We start from the raw sequence: 17071 nt of genomic DNA on the forward strand, positions 1-17071 counted from the left end.
ACCGACGTGAAACCGCTCATCGGCATCTCGGGCCGCATCGCGGCGTTCTTCCAGTCGGCCCAGATCACGCCGCTGCTGGCGCTGGTGGCGCTGCTGCTGGGGGCGTTCGCCGTCGTCGTCACGCCGCGCGAAGAAGAGCCGCAGATCAACGTGACGATGGCCAACGTGCTGATCCCGTTCGCCGGGGCCTCGGTGCGCGAGGTCGAGCAGACGGTGGCCACGCCGGCCGAGCAGGTGCTGTCGCAGATCGCCGGTGTGGAGCATGTGATGTCGGTCTCGCGGCCGGGCATCGCGATCGTCACCGTGCAGTTCAAGGTCGGCGTGCCGCGCACCGAGGCGCTGGTGCGCCTGCACGACACGGTGCAGGCCAACGCCGACTGGCTGCCGGCCGGCCTGGGCGTCGGCCAGCCGCTGATCAAGCCGCGTGGCATCGACGACGTGCCGATCGTCACGCTGACCCTGTGGGCCAAGCAAGAAGCCGGCAATGCCTTCGACCTGGAGCGCGTGGCCCACAGCGTGGAGGCCGACCTGAAGCGGGTGCCCGGCACACGCGAGGTGGTCACCACCGGCGGCCCGGGCCGGGTGGTGACGGTGGCGCTCGACCCCGCCCGCATGGCCAGCGTGGGCGCCACGGTGGACGACCTGCGCCGTGCCCTGCAGTCGGCCAATCTCGGCCTGCCGGTGGGTGAACTGCTGAGCGGCAACCAGGCCATCGCGCTGGACGCCGGCCCCTGGCTGGCCAGTGCGCGCGAGGTGGGCGAGCTGGTGGTCGGCGTGCACGCCGGCAAGCCGGTGTTTCTGCAAGACGTGGCCCTGGTGCGCGATGGCCCGGCGCGGCCGCAGCGCTATGTGTGGCACGGCACCGGCGGCGCCGAGTACCCGGCCGTCACCATCGCCGTGACCAAGAAGCCCGGCGAAAACGCGATCGACGTCGCCAATGCCGTGATGCGCCGGGTCGACGGGCTGCGCAACACCGTCATCCCGCAAGGCGTGGAGGTGGCCGAGACCCGCAACTATGGCGCGACCGCCAACGACAAGGCGCAGAAGCTGATCCAGAAGCTGCTGTTCGCGACCGCCTCGGTGGTGGCGCTGGTGTTCTTGGCGCTGGGCCGGCGCGAGGCGGCGATCGTCGGCACGGCGGTGATCCTGACGCTGACGGTGACCTTGTTCGCCTCCTGGGCCTGGGGCTTCACGCTGAACCGCGTGTCGCTGTTCGCGCTGATCTTCTCGATCGGCATCCTGGTCGACGATGCGATCGTCGTCGTCGAGAACATCCACCGCCACCAGGCGCTGCACCCGGGCCGGCCGCTGGCCGAGCTGATCCCCGGTGCGGTCGACGAAGTGGGCGGCCCGACGATCCTGGCGACGCTGACGGTGATTGCCGCGCTGCTGCCGATGGCTTTCGTCTCCGGCCTGATGGGGCCGTACATGAGCCCGATCCCGATCAACGCGAGCATGGGCATGCTGCTGTCGCTGGCCATCGCGTTCGTCGTCACGCCGTGGCTGGCCCGCCTGTGGATGCGCCACGTGCCGGCCGGCGGGGGCCATGCGGCGCCGCACGGCCTGTCGGCCCGCCTCGGCCCGCTGTTCGAGCGGCTGTTCGGCCCGCTGCTCGACGAGGTGCGGGGGCGGCGCAACCGCGCGCTGCTCGGCGGCGGTGTCGTCGCGCTGATCGTGCTGTCGCTGGCCTTGCCGGCCGTCGGCCTGGTGGTGCTGAAGATGCTGCCGTTCGACAACAAGTCGGAGTTCCAGGTCATCGTCGACATGCCGGCCGGCACGCCGGTGGAAAAGACCGCGGCGGTGCTGCACGAGCTGGGCGTCTACCTGGGCCGCCAGCCCGAGGTGACGAACTACCAGGCCTACGCCGGCACGGCGGCGCCGATCAACTTCAACGGCCTGGTGCGGCAATACGGCCTGCGCGCCGGCGGCGAGGTCGGCGACCTGCAGGTCAACCTGGTCGACAAGCACGCCCGCCACGAGCAGAGCCACGCGATCGCGATGCGGCTGCGGCCCGAGCTGCAGAAAATCGGCCAACGCTTCGGCGCCAACGTGAAGGTGGTCGAGGTGCCGCCGGGCCCGCCGGTGCTGGCCCCGATCGTCGCCGAGGTCTACGGCCCCGAGGCCGAAGGGCGGCTGCAGGTGGCGCGGGCGGTGCGCGGCGTGTTCGAGAAGACCGCCGGCATCGTCGACGTGGACGACAGCGGCATCACGGCCGCGCCGAAGAAGCTGCTGCTGGTGGACCGCCGCAAGGCCGCGATGCTGGGCGTGCCGCAGAGCGCGATCGTCAGCACCCTGCGTGCCGGTCAGGCCGGCGAGGCGGTGAGCTATCTGCACGACGCGAGCAAGTACCCGGCGCCGGTGGTGCTGCAATTACCCGCCGAGCAGCAGGGCGAGCTCGACGCGCTGCTGCAGCTGGGCGTGCGCGGCGCGGCGGGCCAGCTGGTGCCGATCCGCGAGCTGGTGACGCTGAGCGACACCCAGCGCGAACAGCCGATCCACCACAAGGACCTGCTGCCGGTGCACTACGTGGTGGCCGACATGGCCGGCACGCTTGACAGCCCGCTGTACGGCATGTTCAGCATGCGCCGCGCGCTGGCCGCGCTGGTGACCCCGGGCGGTGGCACGCTGGACGAATACTTCATCCACCAGCCCGACGACCCCTACCGCAGCTACGCGATCAAGTGGGACGGCGAGTGGCAGATCACCTACGACACCTTCCGCGACATGGGCGCGGCCTATGCGGTGGGCCTGGTGCTGATCTACCTGCTGGTGGTGGCGCAGTTCGGCTCGTACCTCACGCCGCTGATCATCATGGCGCCGATCCCGCTGACGATCGTCGGCGTGATGCCGGGCCACGCCTTGCTGGGCGCGCAGTTCACCGCCACCAGCATGATCGGCATGATCGCGCTGGCCGGCATCATCGTGCGCAACTCGATCCTGCTGGTCGACTTCATCAAGCTGCAGCAGTCGCAGGGCGTGCCGCTGAAGACGGCCGTCATGCACTCGGCGGCCACGCGGGCCCAGCCGATCGTGCTGACCGGCCTGGCCGCGATGCTGGGCGCCTTCTTCATCCTCGACGACCCGATCTTCAACGGCCTGGCGATCTCGCTGATCTTCGGCATCCTGGTCAGCACCGTGCTGACGCTGGTCGTGATCCCGCTGCTGTATTTCGTCGCCTATCGCCGCGCCGAGGCCCAAACCCCCGTCACCCCACCCCCTGAAGGAGCATCAGCATGACCAGCTGGCAAATCGTCCGCCTGTTCGCAGGCACATTCATCCTCGTCTCGCTGGCGCTGGGCGTCCCGTCCAGCCCGCTGTTCGTCAGTGGCTGGTGGCTGGCGCTCACCGCCTTCGTCGGCGCCAACCTGCTGCAAAGCGCGCTGACCCGCTGGTGCCCGCTCGAGATCATCCTGCGGCGCCTGGGCGTGCGCAGCGGCTGCTGACCCACCCGCACCCACGCCACACCCCACCGAGGAGACACCACCATGGCTCATATCGTCGTCATGGGCGCCGGCATCGGCGGCATGCCCGCCGCCTACGAGTTGCGAGCGGCGCTGAGCCGTTCACACCAAGTGACCGTCGTCAACGCGCAGGACTATTTCCAGTTCGTGCCCTCGAACCCCTGGCTGGCCGTGGGCTGGCGCGAGCGCGAGGCGATCACGTTCCCGATCCGGCCCTACCTCGAAAAGAAGGGCATCGAGTTCGTCGCCAAGCGGGTCGACACGATCGACGCCGCCGGCAACGCGCTGGTGCTGGAAGACGGCGCCCGGCTCGCCTACGACTACCTGGTCATCACCACCGGGCCCAAGCTGGCCTTCGACGAGGTGCCGGGCGCGGGCCCGCAGCAGCACACGCAGTCGATCTGCTCGGTCGACCATGCGCAGACCGCGCTCGCGGCCTACCAGGCCTTCGTGCAAGAGCCGGGGCCTGCGGTGATCGGCGCGATGCCGGGCGCGTCGTGCTTCGGCCCGGCCTACGAGTTCGCCTTCATCTTCAACAAAGACCTGCAGCGCCGCAAGCTGCGCCACAAGGTGCCGATCACCTTCGTCACCAGCGAGCCCTACATCGGCCACCTGGGCCTGGGCGGTGTGGGCGATTCGAAGTCGATGCTCGAGAGCGAGTTCCGCAACAACGACATCAAGTGGATCACCAACGCCAAGGTGACGCGGGTCGAGGCCGGCAAGATGTTCGTCACCGAGGTGAACGACCAGGGTGCCGTGGTCAAGGAGCACGAGCTGCCGTTCAAGTACAGCATGATGCTGCCGGCCTTCCGGGGCGTGGACGCAGTGGCCGCGGTGGAGGGCCTGTGCAACCCGCGCGGCTTCGTGCAGGTGGACGAGCACCAGCGCAGCAAGAAGTACCCCAACATCTTCGCGGCCGGCGTGTGCATCGCCATTCCGCCGGTCGAGGCCACGCCCGTGGCCACCGGGGCGCCGAAGACCGGCTACATGATCGAGACGATGGTGACCGCGATCGTGCGCAACATCGCGGCCGAGCTGGAGGGCGGCAAGGCCAGCCACAAGGGCAGCTGGAACGCCATCTGCCTGGCCGACATGGGCGACACCGGCGCGGCCTTCGTCGCGCTGCCGCAGATCCCGCCACGCAATGTCAACTGGTTCCGCAAGGGTAAGTGGGTGCACCTGGCCAAGGTGGCGTACGAGAAGTACTTCTTGTTCAAGATGAAGAGCGGCAGCTCGGAGCCGGTGTACGAGAAGCACATCTTGAAGCTGCTCGGGATCGAGCGGCTGGAGCAGTGAGCCGCGGCGGCACCACGCCGCCGACGGATTGACCGGCATCAATCGAGCGTGCCGGCCGCAGGCCTATCGTCGACGCTTCAGGCATCTTCATTGAAAGGAACCGCCATGAGAACCCCCGTGTCGATCGCAGCGCTGGCCGCCATGCTGTTGGCCGCCGGTCCCTTGTTCGCGCAGACGGCGCCGGCCCCCGCGGCGTCCAGCGCCAGCGCCCCCCGCGCCGGCGCGCCAGGGCCCATGCACCGTGGCGGCCGCTGGGGCACCGACTACACCCCCGGCTGGTCGATGATGACGCCGCAAGAGCGCAAAGACCACCAAGAGAAGATGCGCGGCATGGGCAACGCCGACGAGTGCAAGACCTACATGGACGAGCACCACCGGCAGATGGCCGACCGGGCGAAGGAAAAGGGCGTGACCCTGCCCGCCAAGCCGCGCCGCGACGCTTGCGCCGGCCTGCCGCACTGATCGGGAGCCCGCCATGGACATGCCATCCAATGTCGGCTCGGCCGATCGGGTGATCCGCATTGCGGCCGGGGCCGCGCTGGTCGGTCTGGCGCTGGCCGGCATCATCGGGCCTTGGGGCTACATCGGCGTGGTCGGGCTGGCCACGGGCCTGTTCCGCTTCTGCCCGGCCTACCGCCTGTTCGGCATCAGCACCTGCTCGTCGGCGCACCGATAGCTCCGATGGCCCGGGTCAAGGTCGATGCAGCCGCCAAGCGCACCCGCTTGCTGGCGACCTTGACGCTGGCCAACCTGGTGGTGGCCGGCCTGCTGGTGGTGGCCGTCGTGATGGTCACCGGCGCCAGCCGGCGCGCCTACGAGGCGCAGGCCCGTGACACCGCCGAGGGGCTGGCCGCCATCGCGCAGAACAACCTGGCGGCTGAGCTGTCTGCGGTCGACGTGCTGATGCGGGCCACGCTGAGCGACCTCGACCTGCTGCGCGTGCGGGGCGAGCTGGGCGACGAGGCCATCCACCACGCGCTGGTCAGCCACGGCCGCCTGCTGACCGGTGCCGAAGGGCTGCGGCTCGCCGATGCGTCGGGCATCGTGCGCTGGGGCAATGACCTGCGCGATTCGGTGATCGCCGACATCTCGGACCAGCCTCACTTCGTCTACGCCCGCGAGCACCCCGATGCCGGCGTGGCGCTGGCCGGCCCGCTGCGGTCGCGCGTGACGGGCCACTGGATCATGACGCTGGCTCGCCCGCTGGTCGTGCAGGGGCGCTTCGACGGCATGCTGTATGCGGCGATGCCACTGGATCATTTCCAGCAGCTGTTTGCCCGCTACCAACTGAACACCCATGACTCGATGGCGCTGCGCACCGCGGACCTGAAGCTGCTGGCCCGGCTGGCCCCGGGCACCGCCGGCGAAGTGGCCATCGGGTCGACCACCATGTCGGCCGAGCTGCGCGGCGCGGTCACGGCGAACCCTTTGCGCGGCGTGCTGGTCTCGCGCGTGGCGCTCGATGGCATCGAGCGGACCACGGCCTACCGCCGCGTCGAAGGCTGGCCGCTGCTGGTGCTGGCGGGCGTGGCCAACGAGCGCTTCTTTGCGCCGTGGCGCACCGAGCTGCGCCAGATCTCTGCGCTGGCCGCGGCGGCCTGGTTGCTGATCCTGGCCACCACGCTGGTCGCCTATGTTGCCTGGAGCTCGGAGTGGCGCAGCATCCAGGCCCTGGCCCGGCAGACCCGGCTGATGGAGGCCATGATGCGGACCACCGCCGACGGCATCCACATCATCGACGACGACGGGCGCATCATCGCGATGAGCGATTCGTTCGCGCAGATGCTGGGCACCTCGCCCGACAAGCTGATGGGCCAGCACATCAGCAGCTGGGACGTGCACAACGACGAGCGCCGCGTGGCCGACTGGCTGGCCCAGGTTCATGTCGGGGACCGGCAGCGGATGGAGGTGCAGCACCGCGCGGGCGACGGCCGCATCCTGGACATCGACCTGCAGCTCAGCGTGACCAACATCGAGGGCGAACGCTTCGTCTTCGCGTCGGCGCGCGACATCACCGAGAAGAAGCGGCTGCAGGCCTCGCTGGAGGAGTCGGCGGCGCGCATCCGCGATCTCTACGACCACGCGCCTTGCGGCTACCACTCGCTCGACGCCGACGGCGTGTTCGTCCACGTCAACGCGACGATGCTGCAGTGGCTGGGTTGCAGCGCCGACGAGGTGATCGGGCATGCCCGGCTGGTCGACTATCTGGACGACGAGGGCCGCGCCATCTTCGCCGCCAACTTCCCCCAGGTGAAGAAAGAGGGTCATCTCGACGGCCTGGAGCTGAAGCTGGTGCCGCGGCATGGGCCGGTGCGGTACCTGCGGGCCAGCGTGACGGCCATCGTCGATGCGTCGGGGCAGTACGTGAGCAGCCGCAGCGTCACCCAGGATGTGACCGCGCAGCACGAGGCCTGGGTCGAAACCGCGCGGGTGATGCGCGAGCAGACGGCCATGCTCGACAACGACATCGTCGCGATGGTCAAGCTGCGCGACCGCGTGATGGTCTGGAAGAACCGCGCGCTGGACCGGCTGTTCGGCTACGCCCCGGGCGAGCTGGACGACCAGTCCGCGCGGCTGCTGTACCCCGATGACCTGACCTACGAGACCCTGGGCGCGCAGGCCTACCCGGTGCTGGGCGCCGGGGTGCACTTTCGCACCCAGCTGGAGCTGCGCCACAAGGACGGCCACCTGCTGTGGATCGACCTGAGCGGCGTCAGCCTCGGCGATGGCCTGTCGCTGTGGATGATGGTGGACATCACCGCGATGAAAGACCTGCAGGCCCAGATGGAGCACATCGCGTTCCACGATGCGCTCACCGGGCTGCCCAACCGGCTGCTGCTGGCCGACCGGATGCGGCAATCGATCCTGTCGTGCCAGCGCTCGGGCACCTTCGTGGCGGTCTGCTACCTCGACCTGGACGGGTTCAAGCAGGTCAACGACCACCACGGCCACGAGGCTGGCGACGCGCTGCTGGTCGAGATCGGGCGGCGCCTGCAATCGTGCCTGCGGGCCAACGACACGGCCGGGCGCGTGGGCGGCGACGAGTTCGTGGTGCTGCTGACGATGCTCGCCGAGCCCACCGAGTGGCAGGAGATCGTGCCGCGCCTGATCGACACGCTGCAAGCCCCTGTCGCATTGCCCGGCGGCGCGTTGGCGCGCGTGGGAACGAGCGTTGGCGTGGCGCTGGCGCCGCTGGACGGTGTCGAGCCCTCGGTGCTGCTGGCCAAGGCCGACCAGGCGATGCTGCGGGCCAAGCGCGGTGGCAAGGGCCGGGTCGAGCTGGCGAGCCTGATCGAGCCGCGGCCTGTCGCCTTGTGACGAGCTACTCGAGTGCCGGTGCCTGTTCAGGCGCCAGCATCGCAGACGCAGGCGCCACCCGCGCCACCGGGTAGGCCGTGCCACTGAAGCGCAGCGGCACGTACTGAACGGCGAAGGCGTTGAAGTAGCCGGCCTGGCCCTTGCGCGGCGCCAGGTCGCCAAAGTCCGCCAGCACGGCACCTTCCGGGCGCCGTGGCGGCACGGCCGGGATGCCCACGCCGAGGTAGCCGTTCGCGCTGTCCACATACAGCGTCTGGCCGTCCGTGCTGAGCCCGGCCGTGGCGGGCAGCACCACGCTGTTCGCGCTGTCGGCCGTCTTGAAGTAGACGCGATCGTCGACCGCACGCACCGTGATCTGCCAGTCCAGCAGCTGCGAAGCGCCCAGCGGGCCGGTGCTGCCGTCGGTGGTGATCTGGCCCGCCATCGTCGCCCCGCTCGGGAAGACCACGGGCACCAGCCGGTAGACCGAGCTTCCGGCGGTGGCCTTCGCCACGGTCCACTGGCTGTGGTTGGGTGCGGCGTAGTCGTACCACTCGAACGCCGGCCCGGACAGGTAGAACGCCGTGCCGCCGGCCGCATAGGGGCCGGTGAAGTTGGCCACCTGCACACCATGCTCAGGCCCCGGCCCGAACGAGCCGAAGGCCAGCAGGCCGCCGTCGCGCACGCCATCGGGTGATGTCTTGACGCGAAGGCGCTGGCCATCGGGGGTGACGGACACGCCCATCAGCGCCGGGCCGCCCGGCTGGCCCGGGCTGTAGCCGTAGCGGGTGGTGGTGCGAACGGTGACGCGCCAGCCCGTGATGTGACCGGGCGCCAGCGGCCCGACTGTGCCGTCGGTCGACAGGGTGCCGAAGATCGTGACCCCGCCCGGGAGCTTGACCGGGGCCAGTTGAAAGTCGGTGGCCCAGGCCGGCCCGGCCAGCGCCAGCAACGCCACGCTTGCAAAAAGCGTCAGGCGACGCTGAACAAGTCCCCGCGAGGCTGCGCGCCCTGGTTTGGGATGGGCTGCAAGGCGCAAACCACAGCCATAGCTGGTGCTATGGCGAGGATTTGCAACGCAGCAGAGCGCCCAAACCAGGGACGCGCGGCCCGCGAGGGACTTGTTCAGCGTTGCCTTCATGCAGACTCCTTCTTCTGGAGTCTCGATCCTGGGCGCGCCGGGCCCGGCCGTCGTTGATTCGGGTCAAACGCCGGCCAAGGTGCCGGGCCTGTCAGCCGACAGTCGTCGGCTCGGGTTCGCCGGCGGGCAACACCGCGCCGGTGCTGTCGACCACGCGCACCTCGACCGGGATCGCCGCGCGAACGCTTTGGGTCACGACGCAGAATTCTTCGAACTGCGACAGCACGCGCGCGGGCTGCTTCAGCGTGGCCCAGGGCACGCCGAGCTGCACCGTGACCGCGATGCCGCCCACGCGCAGGCGACCCTGTTCATTGCGCACCAGCGAGGTCGTCGCGTGGGTGTGCAGCGGCCCGGGCTCGTTCTTGAACTTGCGCATCGCGAACAGCAGGCTGGCCGACAGGCAATTGGCCACCGCGGTGGTCAGCAGGCGGGTCGGGTTGGGGCCGGCGTCGGCGCCCAGCGGGGGCGGCTCGTCGGTGGTCAGCGCCGGCAACGCCGGGTTGTCGAAACGGGCTTCGAAGCGGTAGTTCTCTTGCTGCACCAGGTCGAGTTGGATGGTGTCGTTCATGTCGTCCTTGGTTGTCGAAGTGGGGGCGGGCAGGGGTGAAAGACTCTCAACCTCTCAGGCCATGCCGGCACGGTGGAGTTTCGCGCGCAGCGCGGCGATCTCGTCCAGCAGGTCGAGCACCAGCGCGGTGCCGCTGGCCGACAGGTCCAGGTCGCGAGACAGGCGCAGGGCGGCGCGTGCGCGCTGCAGCGCCGCCCCGCTGAAGCGCCACTCGTCGGGCCGTTGGCCGGCGGGCTGCAGCACACCTTCGTCGACCAGCGCCACCAGGCTGGCGCTGTCGGCCTGGCAGGCATGGCACAGCTCGGCCAGGCTGAACTGCACCGTCTCGTCGACCACCACGGCGTCGATCACCAGTTGTACGTGGGCCATCGCGTCAAGCCTCCAGCGTGCTGCGCGGGTTGAAGTGGGCGAAGCTGCGGGCCAGTGCGGCGTAGGCTTCCTTGGCTTCGGGCGAATCGGCCGCCGGCACGGTGATGCCGAGCACGGCGTACAGATCGCCCGCGGGGTTGCCGGGCAGCCCCTTGCCCTTGAGCCGCAGCTTGCGGCCCGACGACGACCCGGGCGGCACCGTCAGCTGCACGCTGCCATCGGGCGTGGGCGCCGTCACGGTGGCGCCCAGCGCGGCCTCCCACGGTGCGATCGGCAGGTTCAGGTAGACATCACGCCCGTCGACCCGAAAGTGCGGGTGCGGGCGGAAGGCGATCTCCAGGTACAGGTCGCCGGCCGGCCCGCCGCCGTGCCCCGCCGCGCCCTGGCCGGCCAACCGCAGGTGCTGGCCTTCGCGCACACCCTGGGGGATGTTCACGTCGAGCTGGCGCTCTTGCCAGGCGACACGGCCTTGCGCATCGGTCACCGGCACCTGCAGCGACACCGAGCGCCGCGCGCCGCGGTAGGCGTCTGCCAGATCGATCGTGATCTTCGCGTGGTGGTCGGTGCCGGTCGCGTGCGGCGCGCCATGCGCGCGCCCGCCTTGGGCATGGCGGCCGAACAGCGACTCGAAGAAGTCGCTGAAGTCCATGCCGTCGCCCGGCCCGCCACCGCCGCTGAACTCGTAGCCGCTGTCCCAGCCGGGCGGTGGGCGAAACTCCTGCCCGCGCTGGTAGCGCTGGCCCACCTCGTCGTAGGCGGCCCGCCGCTCGGGGTCGCCCAGCGCCTCGTAGGCTTCGGAGACCTCCTTGAAGCGCGCCTCGGCGTCAGGCTCCTTGCTGACATCGGGGTGGTACTTGCGCGCCAGCTTGCGGTAGGCGCGCTTGATCTCGTCCGGCGTGGCGGTCTTCTCGACGCCGAGCGTGGCGTAGTAGTTCTTGAATTCCATGCGTGCCCCGGGGCAATCGGTGGTCCATCCGCGGTCAACCCGCGTCGACGAAGGTGCGCACGAAGTCCATCGACGACACGACACCGGCAATGCATTCGCCACGGGTCACCACCACGTGGTGAATGCCTTGCTCTGTCATCTGCCGGGCCACCTCGGCAAGCGGCGTGTGTTCGTCGACGCTGATCGGCTTGTAGCTGCACAGCTGCCAGGCTGCCACCCGCGCCGGGTCGCGCTCTTGGGCGTGAAACTGCAGCAGGTCGGCCGCGCTGATCACGCCGACGATCGTGCGTTTCGATTCGAGCACCGGGGCCCAGGTCAGCCCTTGTTCGGCGAACTGGCGTTCGACCTCGGAGATCGTGTCGTCCATGTCGATGGACCAGACCCGGGGTTGCATCAGGGACGAAATCAGTCTGCTCATGACGGCTCCTGCCTCACAGGGTGGGCGCGCGGTGGCCGACCCAGCCGCCGCTCGACGGCCAGCACCTCGCGCGTGATCTTCAGCAGCGTGTCCGGCGTCACGCTGATCGAGTCGATGCCCAGCTCCACCAGGAACTCGGCCATCTCGGGGTGGTCCGACGGCGCCTGGCCGCAGATGCCGGCGTGGCGGCCGTTGCGCCGTGCGCCCTCGATCGCCTGCCGGATCATCGCCTTGACGCCATCATCGCGCTCGTCGAAATCGAAAGCGACGATGCCCGAGTCGCGGTCAACGCCGAGCACCAGCTGGGTCAGGTCGTTGGAGCCGATCGAGAAGCCGTCGAACAGCCGGGCGAATGCGTCGATCTGGACCACGTTGTTCGGGATCTCGCACATCACGTAGACCTCCAGGCCGTTGACGCCGCGCCCCAGCCCCTGGGCGGCCATGGCCTGCAGCACGCGCTCGGCCTCGGGCACCCGGCGGCAGAACGGGATCATCAGCTTGACGTTGGTCAGCCCCATCTCGTCGCGCACCCGCTTCATCGCCGCGCACTCGAGCGCAAAGCCCTCGGCGTAGGCCGGGTGGGTGTAGCGCGAGGCTCCGCGAAAGCCGATCATCGGGTTCTCTTCTTTCGGCTCGAACCAACGGCCGCCCAGCAGGCTGGCGTACTCGTTGGTCTTGAAGTCGGACATGCGCACGATCACCGGCTGCGGGTAGAACGCCGCCGCGATGGTGCCCACGCCTTCGGCCAGCTGGCGCACGAAGAACTCTGCCGGTCGGTCGCAGCCCTGGGTCAGGCGGCCGATCTGCTCGCGCACGGCCGCATCGTCGATCTTCTCGGGGTGCACCAGCGCCATCGGGTGAACCTTGATGTGCTCGGCGACGATGAACTCCATGCGCGCCAGGCCCACGCCATCGGTGGGCAGCATCGCGGTCTGGAAAGCGGTGTCGGGGTTGCCCAGGTTGACCATCAGGTGCGTCTGCGGGCGCGGCAGCTGGGTCAGGTCGGTGCGGGTGGTGGTGAAGGGCAGGGCGCCGGCGTAGACATGGCCCACCGCACCTTCGGCGCACGACACGGTGACCTCGTCGCCGGTGCGCAGCCGGGTGGTCGCGTCATCGCAGCCGACGACCGCCGGGATGCCCAGCTCGCGCGCCACGATCGCGGCGTGGCAGGTGCGCCCACCGCGGTTGGTGACCACCGCGGCGGCGGTCTTCATCACCGTGCCCCAGTCGGGCATCGTGGTGTCGGCCACCAGCACCTCGCCGGGCTGAAAGAGATGCAGCTGCGCCACATCGGTGATCACGCGCGCCTTGCCGGTGGCGATCTTGCCGCCCACGGCGCGCCCGCTGGCGCGCAGCTCACCCTGGGCCGTCAGGCGGTATTCGTCGACCTGGCCCACCGGCCGTTGCGAGGCCACGGTCTCGGGCCGCGCCTGCACGATGTAGAGCTGGCCGTCGACGCCGTCCTTGGCCCATTCGATGTCCATCGGTGTCGGCCGGCCGGCCTTGCGGCTGTAGTGCGCCTCGATCTTCAGCGCCGCATCGGCCAGCGCCAGCACCTCGTCGTCGGTGATGCAAAAGCGCGCCCGGTCTTCCTTCGGTGTGGGCACGTTGCGGGTGGCTTCGCGCCCGGCGCCGGCGGCATACACCATGCGGATCTTCTTGCCGCCCAGCTTGCGCCGCAGCACCTGGCGGTGGCCTTGGCGCAGCGTCGGCTTGAAGACGTAGAACTCGTCGGGGTCGACGGTGCCCTGCACCACGTTTTCGCCCAGGCCGTAGGCGCCGGTGGTGAACACCACGTCGCGAAAGCCGGTCTCGGTGTCGAGCGTGAAGGTCACGCCGCTGGCGGCGCGGTCCGAGCGCACCATCTTCATCACGCCCACCGACTGCAGCACCTTGAAGTGGTCGAAGCCGTTGTCGACCCGGTAGCTGATCGCGCGGTCCATGAACAGGCTGGCGAAGCAGCGGCGGATGCTGTCGAGCAGCTTGGCTTCGCCGGCGATGTTCAGGTAGGTTTCGTGCTGGCCGGCAAAGCTGGCGGTGGGCAGGTCTTCGGCCGTGGCCGAGCTGCGCACGGCCACCGCCACGTGCTGGCCGTATTCGGCCTGCAGTTGCGCGTAGGCGGCGGTGATCTCGGCCACCAGGCCGGGCGGCAGCGGCGCACCGTAGACGATCTCGCGCGCCTGCTGGGCACGCCGCGCCAGGTCGTCCACGTCGCGGGTGTCGAGCCCGTCCAGCGCCCGGTGCAGGCGCGGCCAGGCGTCGGCCGCGTCGAGCACGTGGCGAAAGGCGGCGGCGGTGACGGCAAAGCCGTTGGGCACGCGCACGCCCTGGGCCGCGAGCTCGCGGTACATCTCGCCGAGCGAGGCGTTCTTGCCGCCCACCAAGGCCACATCGCCCACGCCGAGTTCAGAGAACCACAGGATGTGCGCGGCACGGGCCGCATCGTGGTGCTCGTCTCGTCGGGGCATGGTGCTCTCCAGGTATGGACGCCGATGGCCCAGAGCATGCCGCGGCGCAAGGGGCGGGAGTTGACGCAGCGCAAAGCCGACCCGGGCCGCCACCTGCCGGCGCACTTGCGCTGGCGCAAGGCCGGTGGCCGGCGCGAGCGCTACCTTGCGCCCCACGAGCCGCACCGCGGCCACCCGAGGAGACAAGAGATGAGTATCGTGAATCCGTCGTGGCGGGGCGTTCCCGTCGACCAAGGGGCGGGCGGTGGCGCGAAGGCGCCCGCCGCAGCCGCGGAAAAACGGCCCCTGCGCCTGGCCGCGTTGTCGGCGCTGGTGATCGGCTCGATGATCGGCAGCGGCATCTTCAGCCTGCCGCAGAACATGGCCGCGGGCGCCGGTGCCGGCGCGATCTTGCTCGGCTGGCTGATCACCGGCGCGGGCATGCTGGCGCTGGCCTTCGTCTACCAGACACTCGCCACGCGGCAGCCGGCGCTGGACAACGGCGTCTACGCCTACGCCCGCGCCAGCGGCGGCGACCTGGTCGGCTTCAGCTCGGCCTGGGGGTATTGGATCAGCGCGTGGATCGGCAACGCCGGCTACCTGGTGATCTTCTTCTCGGCGCTGGCCACCTTCTTCCCGCAGTTCGGCGAGGGCAACAACGTGCTCGCCATCACCTGCGCCTCGGCGCTGCTGTGGGCCCTGCACGGCCTGACCTTGGCGGGCGTGCGCAGCGCCGCCTTCGCCAACATGCTGACCACGCTGGCCAAGCTGGTGCCGCTGGTGATGTTCGTCGCGCTGGCGGTGGCCGCGTTCCAGGTCGACACCTTCACCGCCGGCATGTGGGGCGCACCCGCGCTCGGCTCGGTGTTCGACCAGGTCAAGAGCACGATGCTGGTCACGGTGTGGGTGTTCATCGGCATCGAAGGCGCCAGCGTCTACTCGGCGCGGGCGGCCAACCGAGCCGATGTCGGGCGGGCCACGCTGATCGGCTTTGGTGTCGTGCTGGCGCTGCTGATGGCGGTGTCGCTGCTGTCCCTCGGGGTCATGGGGCAGGCCGACCTGGCCGGGCTGAAGAACCCGTCGATGGCGGGTGTGCTCGAAAAGGCCGCCGGCCCGTGGGGTGCCAAGCTGGTCAGCATCGGGCTGCTGGTGTCGGTGGGGGGCGCGCTGCTGGCGTGGATCCTGCTGGCCGCCGAAACGCTGTTCACGCCGGCGCGTGAACACCTGATGCCGCAGGCCTTGGCGCGCGAGAACGCCAGCGCCTCGCCATCGGCCGCGCTATGGGTCACCAACGGCCTGACGCAGGTCTTCTTGCTGATGACGCTGTGGGCCAACGCGACCTACCTGGCGCTGATCCTGCTGGCCACGTCGATGATCCTCGTGCCCTACCTGTTCACCGGCCTGCACGCGCTGCGCTCGGCCTGGCAAGGCACCGGCTACAACGGCGAGACGCGGGGCCGCACGCGCGACCTGCTGATCGCCGCGTTCGCCAGCGTCTACTGCGTCTGGCTGCTCTATGCCGCCGGGCCGAAATACCTGCTGCTCAGCGCCTTGCTGTACGCACCCGGCCTGGCCGTCTTTGCCTGGGCTCGGCGCGAGCAGAAGCAGCGCCTGTTCAACGCGGCCGAGTGGGGCGTGGCGGCGGTGCTGGTGGCGGCCGCGGGCGTGGCGGCCTACATGCTGTCGACCGGTGACCTGAAGCTGTGAGCACCACGACCTCGATCGACGGTGACGCGCCGCTGCTCGTCGTTGCGCTGGGCGGCAACGCCTTGCTGCGCCGCGGCGAGCCGCTGGAGGCCGCGGCGCAGCTGGCCAACATCCGCCATGCGGCGCGGCAGATCGCCCGGCTGGCCCACCGCTACCGGCTCGTGGTGGCGCACGGCAACGGGCCGCAGGTGGGCCTGCTGGCGTTGCAGAACGAAGCCTTCCACGATGTGCGGCCGTACCCGCTCGACGTGTTGGGCGCTCAGACCGAAGGGATGATCGGCTACCTGCTGGAGCAGGAGATCGCCAACTGCCTGTCGCCCGGGCGCAGCGTGGCCACGTTGCTGACCCGCGTCGAGGTCGATCTGTCAGACCCGGCCTTCAGCCGGCCCAGCAAGCCGATCGGGCCGGTCTACGACGCTGCCCAAGGCGCCGTGCTGGCCGCCGAGCGGGGCTGGCACATGGTGCCCGACGGCGCCGGCCTGCGCCGCGCGGTGCCATCACCGAAGCCGCGCCAGATCATCGGGCTGCGCTCGGTGCGGGCGCTGCTGGAACACGGCACGGTGGTCGTTTGCGCCGGCGGTGGCGGCATCCCCGTGGCGGCCACCGGCCACGGCCACGAGAAGCAGGGCGTCGAAGCGGTGATCGACAAGGACCTGGCCGCCGGCCTGCTGGCGCGCCAGCTGGGGGCCGACCTGCTGCTGATCGCCACCGACGTGCCGGCGGTCTGCCTGGACTGGGAAACGCCGTCGCAGCGCGAGATCCGCAGCGCCGCGCCCGACGCATTGCAGGCGCTCGCCTTTGCCGCAGGCTCGATCGGGCCGAAGGTCGAGGCCGCCTGCGAATTTGCCCGCGCGACCGCCCAGCCGGCGGTGATCGGCTCGCTCGACGACATCGAGCGCCTGGTGGACCACGCGGCCGGCACCTGGGTCAGTGTGGCGTCGACCGGGATCGAGCTGGCGACCGACGCGGGGCCGGGCGCCCCGGCGTCGCCCATGTCCGTCGCGCACGCGCAGCCTGCGCGTTAGGGGCCGTTCCACACCGCCCGCGGCGCCGCCGCCGCCCCAGCCTGCGCAGCCGGTGCCTGCGCTGCGCGGCTGGCTGTTGCCGCTGCCTCCGCTCCCGCCCCGGTAGCCCCGCCGCGCCACCGTTGCAGCGCCCGACACGGGCGGCGTCTAGATGACTGCCCGAATGCTGCAAACCCTGTCATGCATTTGACATGTGACCCATACATTGACCCCGTCGCCTCGCGTCAGTCATGGAAATCGTGGACCTGAAACTCCAGGGCTGATGAGAGCAGCGGCGTGACGCCATGGTCATTTCTGGGCTCGACAGACAGCCTTGAAACGGCCGTCGTGTTGCGGACGAATCAGCGCCCAACGTCTGCAGCGCCCCGCGTCACCGGCATCGAATGAAACGTGCGT

14 protein-coding genes are annotated in these 17071 nt (G+C 70.0%); 8 read left to right on the forward strand and 6 right to left on the reverse strand.

All coding sequences use genetic code 11. The features are described from left to right. The first annotated feature begins 6 nt into the window (after nucleotides 1-6). From ACE3SG_RS10625 to ACE3SG_RS10650, 6 genes are all read left to right on the forward strand, one after another. Nucleotides 7-3237 carry an efflux RND transporter permease subunit gene (locus ACE3SG_RS10625; RefSeq protein WP_374564846.1) on the forward strand — a complete coding sequence of 1077 codons (3231 nt, stop codon included), beginning with the start codon at nucleotides 7-9 and terminating at the stop codon, nucleotides 3235-3237. After that, the gene (locus tag ACE3SG_RS10630; RefSeq protein WP_374564847.1) at nucleotides 3234-3443 is read left to right on the forward strand and encodes a DUF2892 domain-containing protein; all 210 of its coding nucleotides are present in this window, start codon (nucleotides 3234-3236) and stop codon (nucleotides 3441-3443) included. Before ACE3SG_RS10625 ends, ACE3SG_RS10630 begins: the two co-directional genes overlap by 4 nt. Nucleotides 3444-3485: 42 nt before the next feature. Continuing rightward, nucleotides 3486-4757: an NAD(P)/FAD-dependent oxidoreductase gene (locus tag ACE3SG_RS10635; RefSeq protein WP_374564848.1), complete on the forward strand. Its 1272-nt coding sequence runs from the start codon at nucleotides 3486-3488 to the stop codon at nucleotides 4755-4757. A gap of 105 nt (nucleotides 4758-4862) precedes the next feature. Beyond that, nucleotides 4863-5219 carry a hypothetical protein gene (locus ACE3SG_RS10640; protein WP_374564849.1) on the forward strand — a complete coding sequence of 119 codons (357 nt, stop codon included), beginning with the start codon at nucleotides 4863-4865 and terminating at the stop codon, nucleotides 5217-5219. A 13-nt stretch (nucleotides 5220-5232) separates the two neighbouring features. After that, nucleotides 5233-5433 (forward strand): DUF2892 domain-containing protein, encoded by a 201-nt coding sequence (locus ACE3SG_RS10645; protein WP_374564850.1) that lies wholly within the window; start codon nucleotides 5233-5235, stop codon nucleotides 5431-5433. Between the two features lie 5 nt (nucleotides 5434-5438). Continuing rightward, a complete protein-coding gene (locus tag ACE3SG_RS10650) occupies nucleotides 5439-8075 on the forward strand; it encodes a diguanylate cyclase domain-containing protein (RefSeq protein WP_374564851.1) in 2637 nt (878 codons plus the stop codon). Between the two features lie 4 nt (nucleotides 8076-8079). On the opposite strand, the gene ACE3SG_RS10655 is transcribed toward ACE3SG_RS10650, so the two are convergent. From ACE3SG_RS10655 to ppsA, 6 genes are all read right to left on the reverse strand, one after another. After that, nucleotides 8080-9012: a hypothetical protein gene (locus ACE3SG_RS10655; protein WP_374564853.1), complete on the reverse strand. Its 933-nt coding sequence runs from the start codon at nucleotides 9010-9012 to the stop codon at nucleotides 8080-8082. Between the two features lie 274 nt (nucleotides 9013-9286). Continuing rightward, nucleotides 9287-9763, reverse strand: coding sequence for an OsmC family protein (locus ACE3SG_RS10660; RefSeq protein WP_374564854.1), 477 nt, complete (start codon nucleotides 9761-9763; stop codon nucleotides 9287-9289). 54 nt (nucleotides 9764-9817) lie between these two features. Beyond that, the gene (locus ACE3SG_RS10665; protein WP_374564856.1) at nucleotides 9818-10132 is read right to left on the reverse strand and encodes a chaperone modulator CbpM; all 315 of its coding nucleotides are present in this window, start codon (nucleotides 10130-10132) and stop codon (nucleotides 9818-9820) included. A 4-nt stretch (nucleotides 10133-10136) separates the two neighbouring features. Next, a complete protein-coding gene (locus ACE3SG_RS10670) occupies nucleotides 10137-11078 on the reverse strand; it encodes a DnaJ C-terminal domain-containing protein (RefSeq protein WP_374564857.1) in 942 nt (313 codons plus the stop codon). Between the two features lie 34 nt (nucleotides 11079-11112). Then, nucleotides 11113-11496: a cyclic nucleotide-binding/CBS domain-containing protein gene (locus ACE3SG_RS10675; protein WP_374564858.1), complete on the reverse strand. Its 384-nt coding sequence runs from the start codon at nucleotides 11494-11496 to the stop codon at nucleotides 11113-11115. Then, entirely contained in the window at nucleotides 11493-13964 is a 2472-nt protein-coding gene (ppsA, locus tag ACE3SG_RS10680; protein ID WP_374564859.1) for a phosphoenolpyruvate synthase, read from the reverse strand. The genes ACE3SG_RS10675 and ppsA overlap by 4 nt, the downstream gene beginning before the upstream one ends. 189 nt (nucleotides 13965-14153) lie before the next feature. On the opposite strand from ppsA, the gene arcD reads away from it, so the two are divergent. Together arcD and arcC are read left to right on the forward strand one after the other, a co-directional pair. Next, nucleotides 14154-15650: an arginine-ornithine antiporter gene (gene arcD, locus ACE3SG_RS10685; RefSeq protein ID WP_374564860.1), complete on the forward strand. Its 1497-nt coding sequence runs from the start codon at nucleotides 14154-14156 to the stop codon at nucleotides 15648-15650. After that, the gene (arcC, locus tag ACE3SG_RS10690; RefSeq protein ID WP_374564861.1) at nucleotides 15647-16675 is read left to right on the forward strand and encodes a carbamate kinase; all 1029 of its coding nucleotides are present in this window, start codon (nucleotides 15647-15649) and stop codon (nucleotides 16673-16675) included. Before arcD ends, arcC begins: the two co-directional genes overlap by 4 nt. The last annotated feature ends 396 nt before the right edge of the window (nucleotides 16676-17071 follow it).

This window comes from Ideonella sp. (assembly GCF_041914305.1).
GTDB lineage: Bacteria > Pseudomonadota > Gammaproteobacteria > Burkholderiales > Burkholderiaceae_C > Ideonella.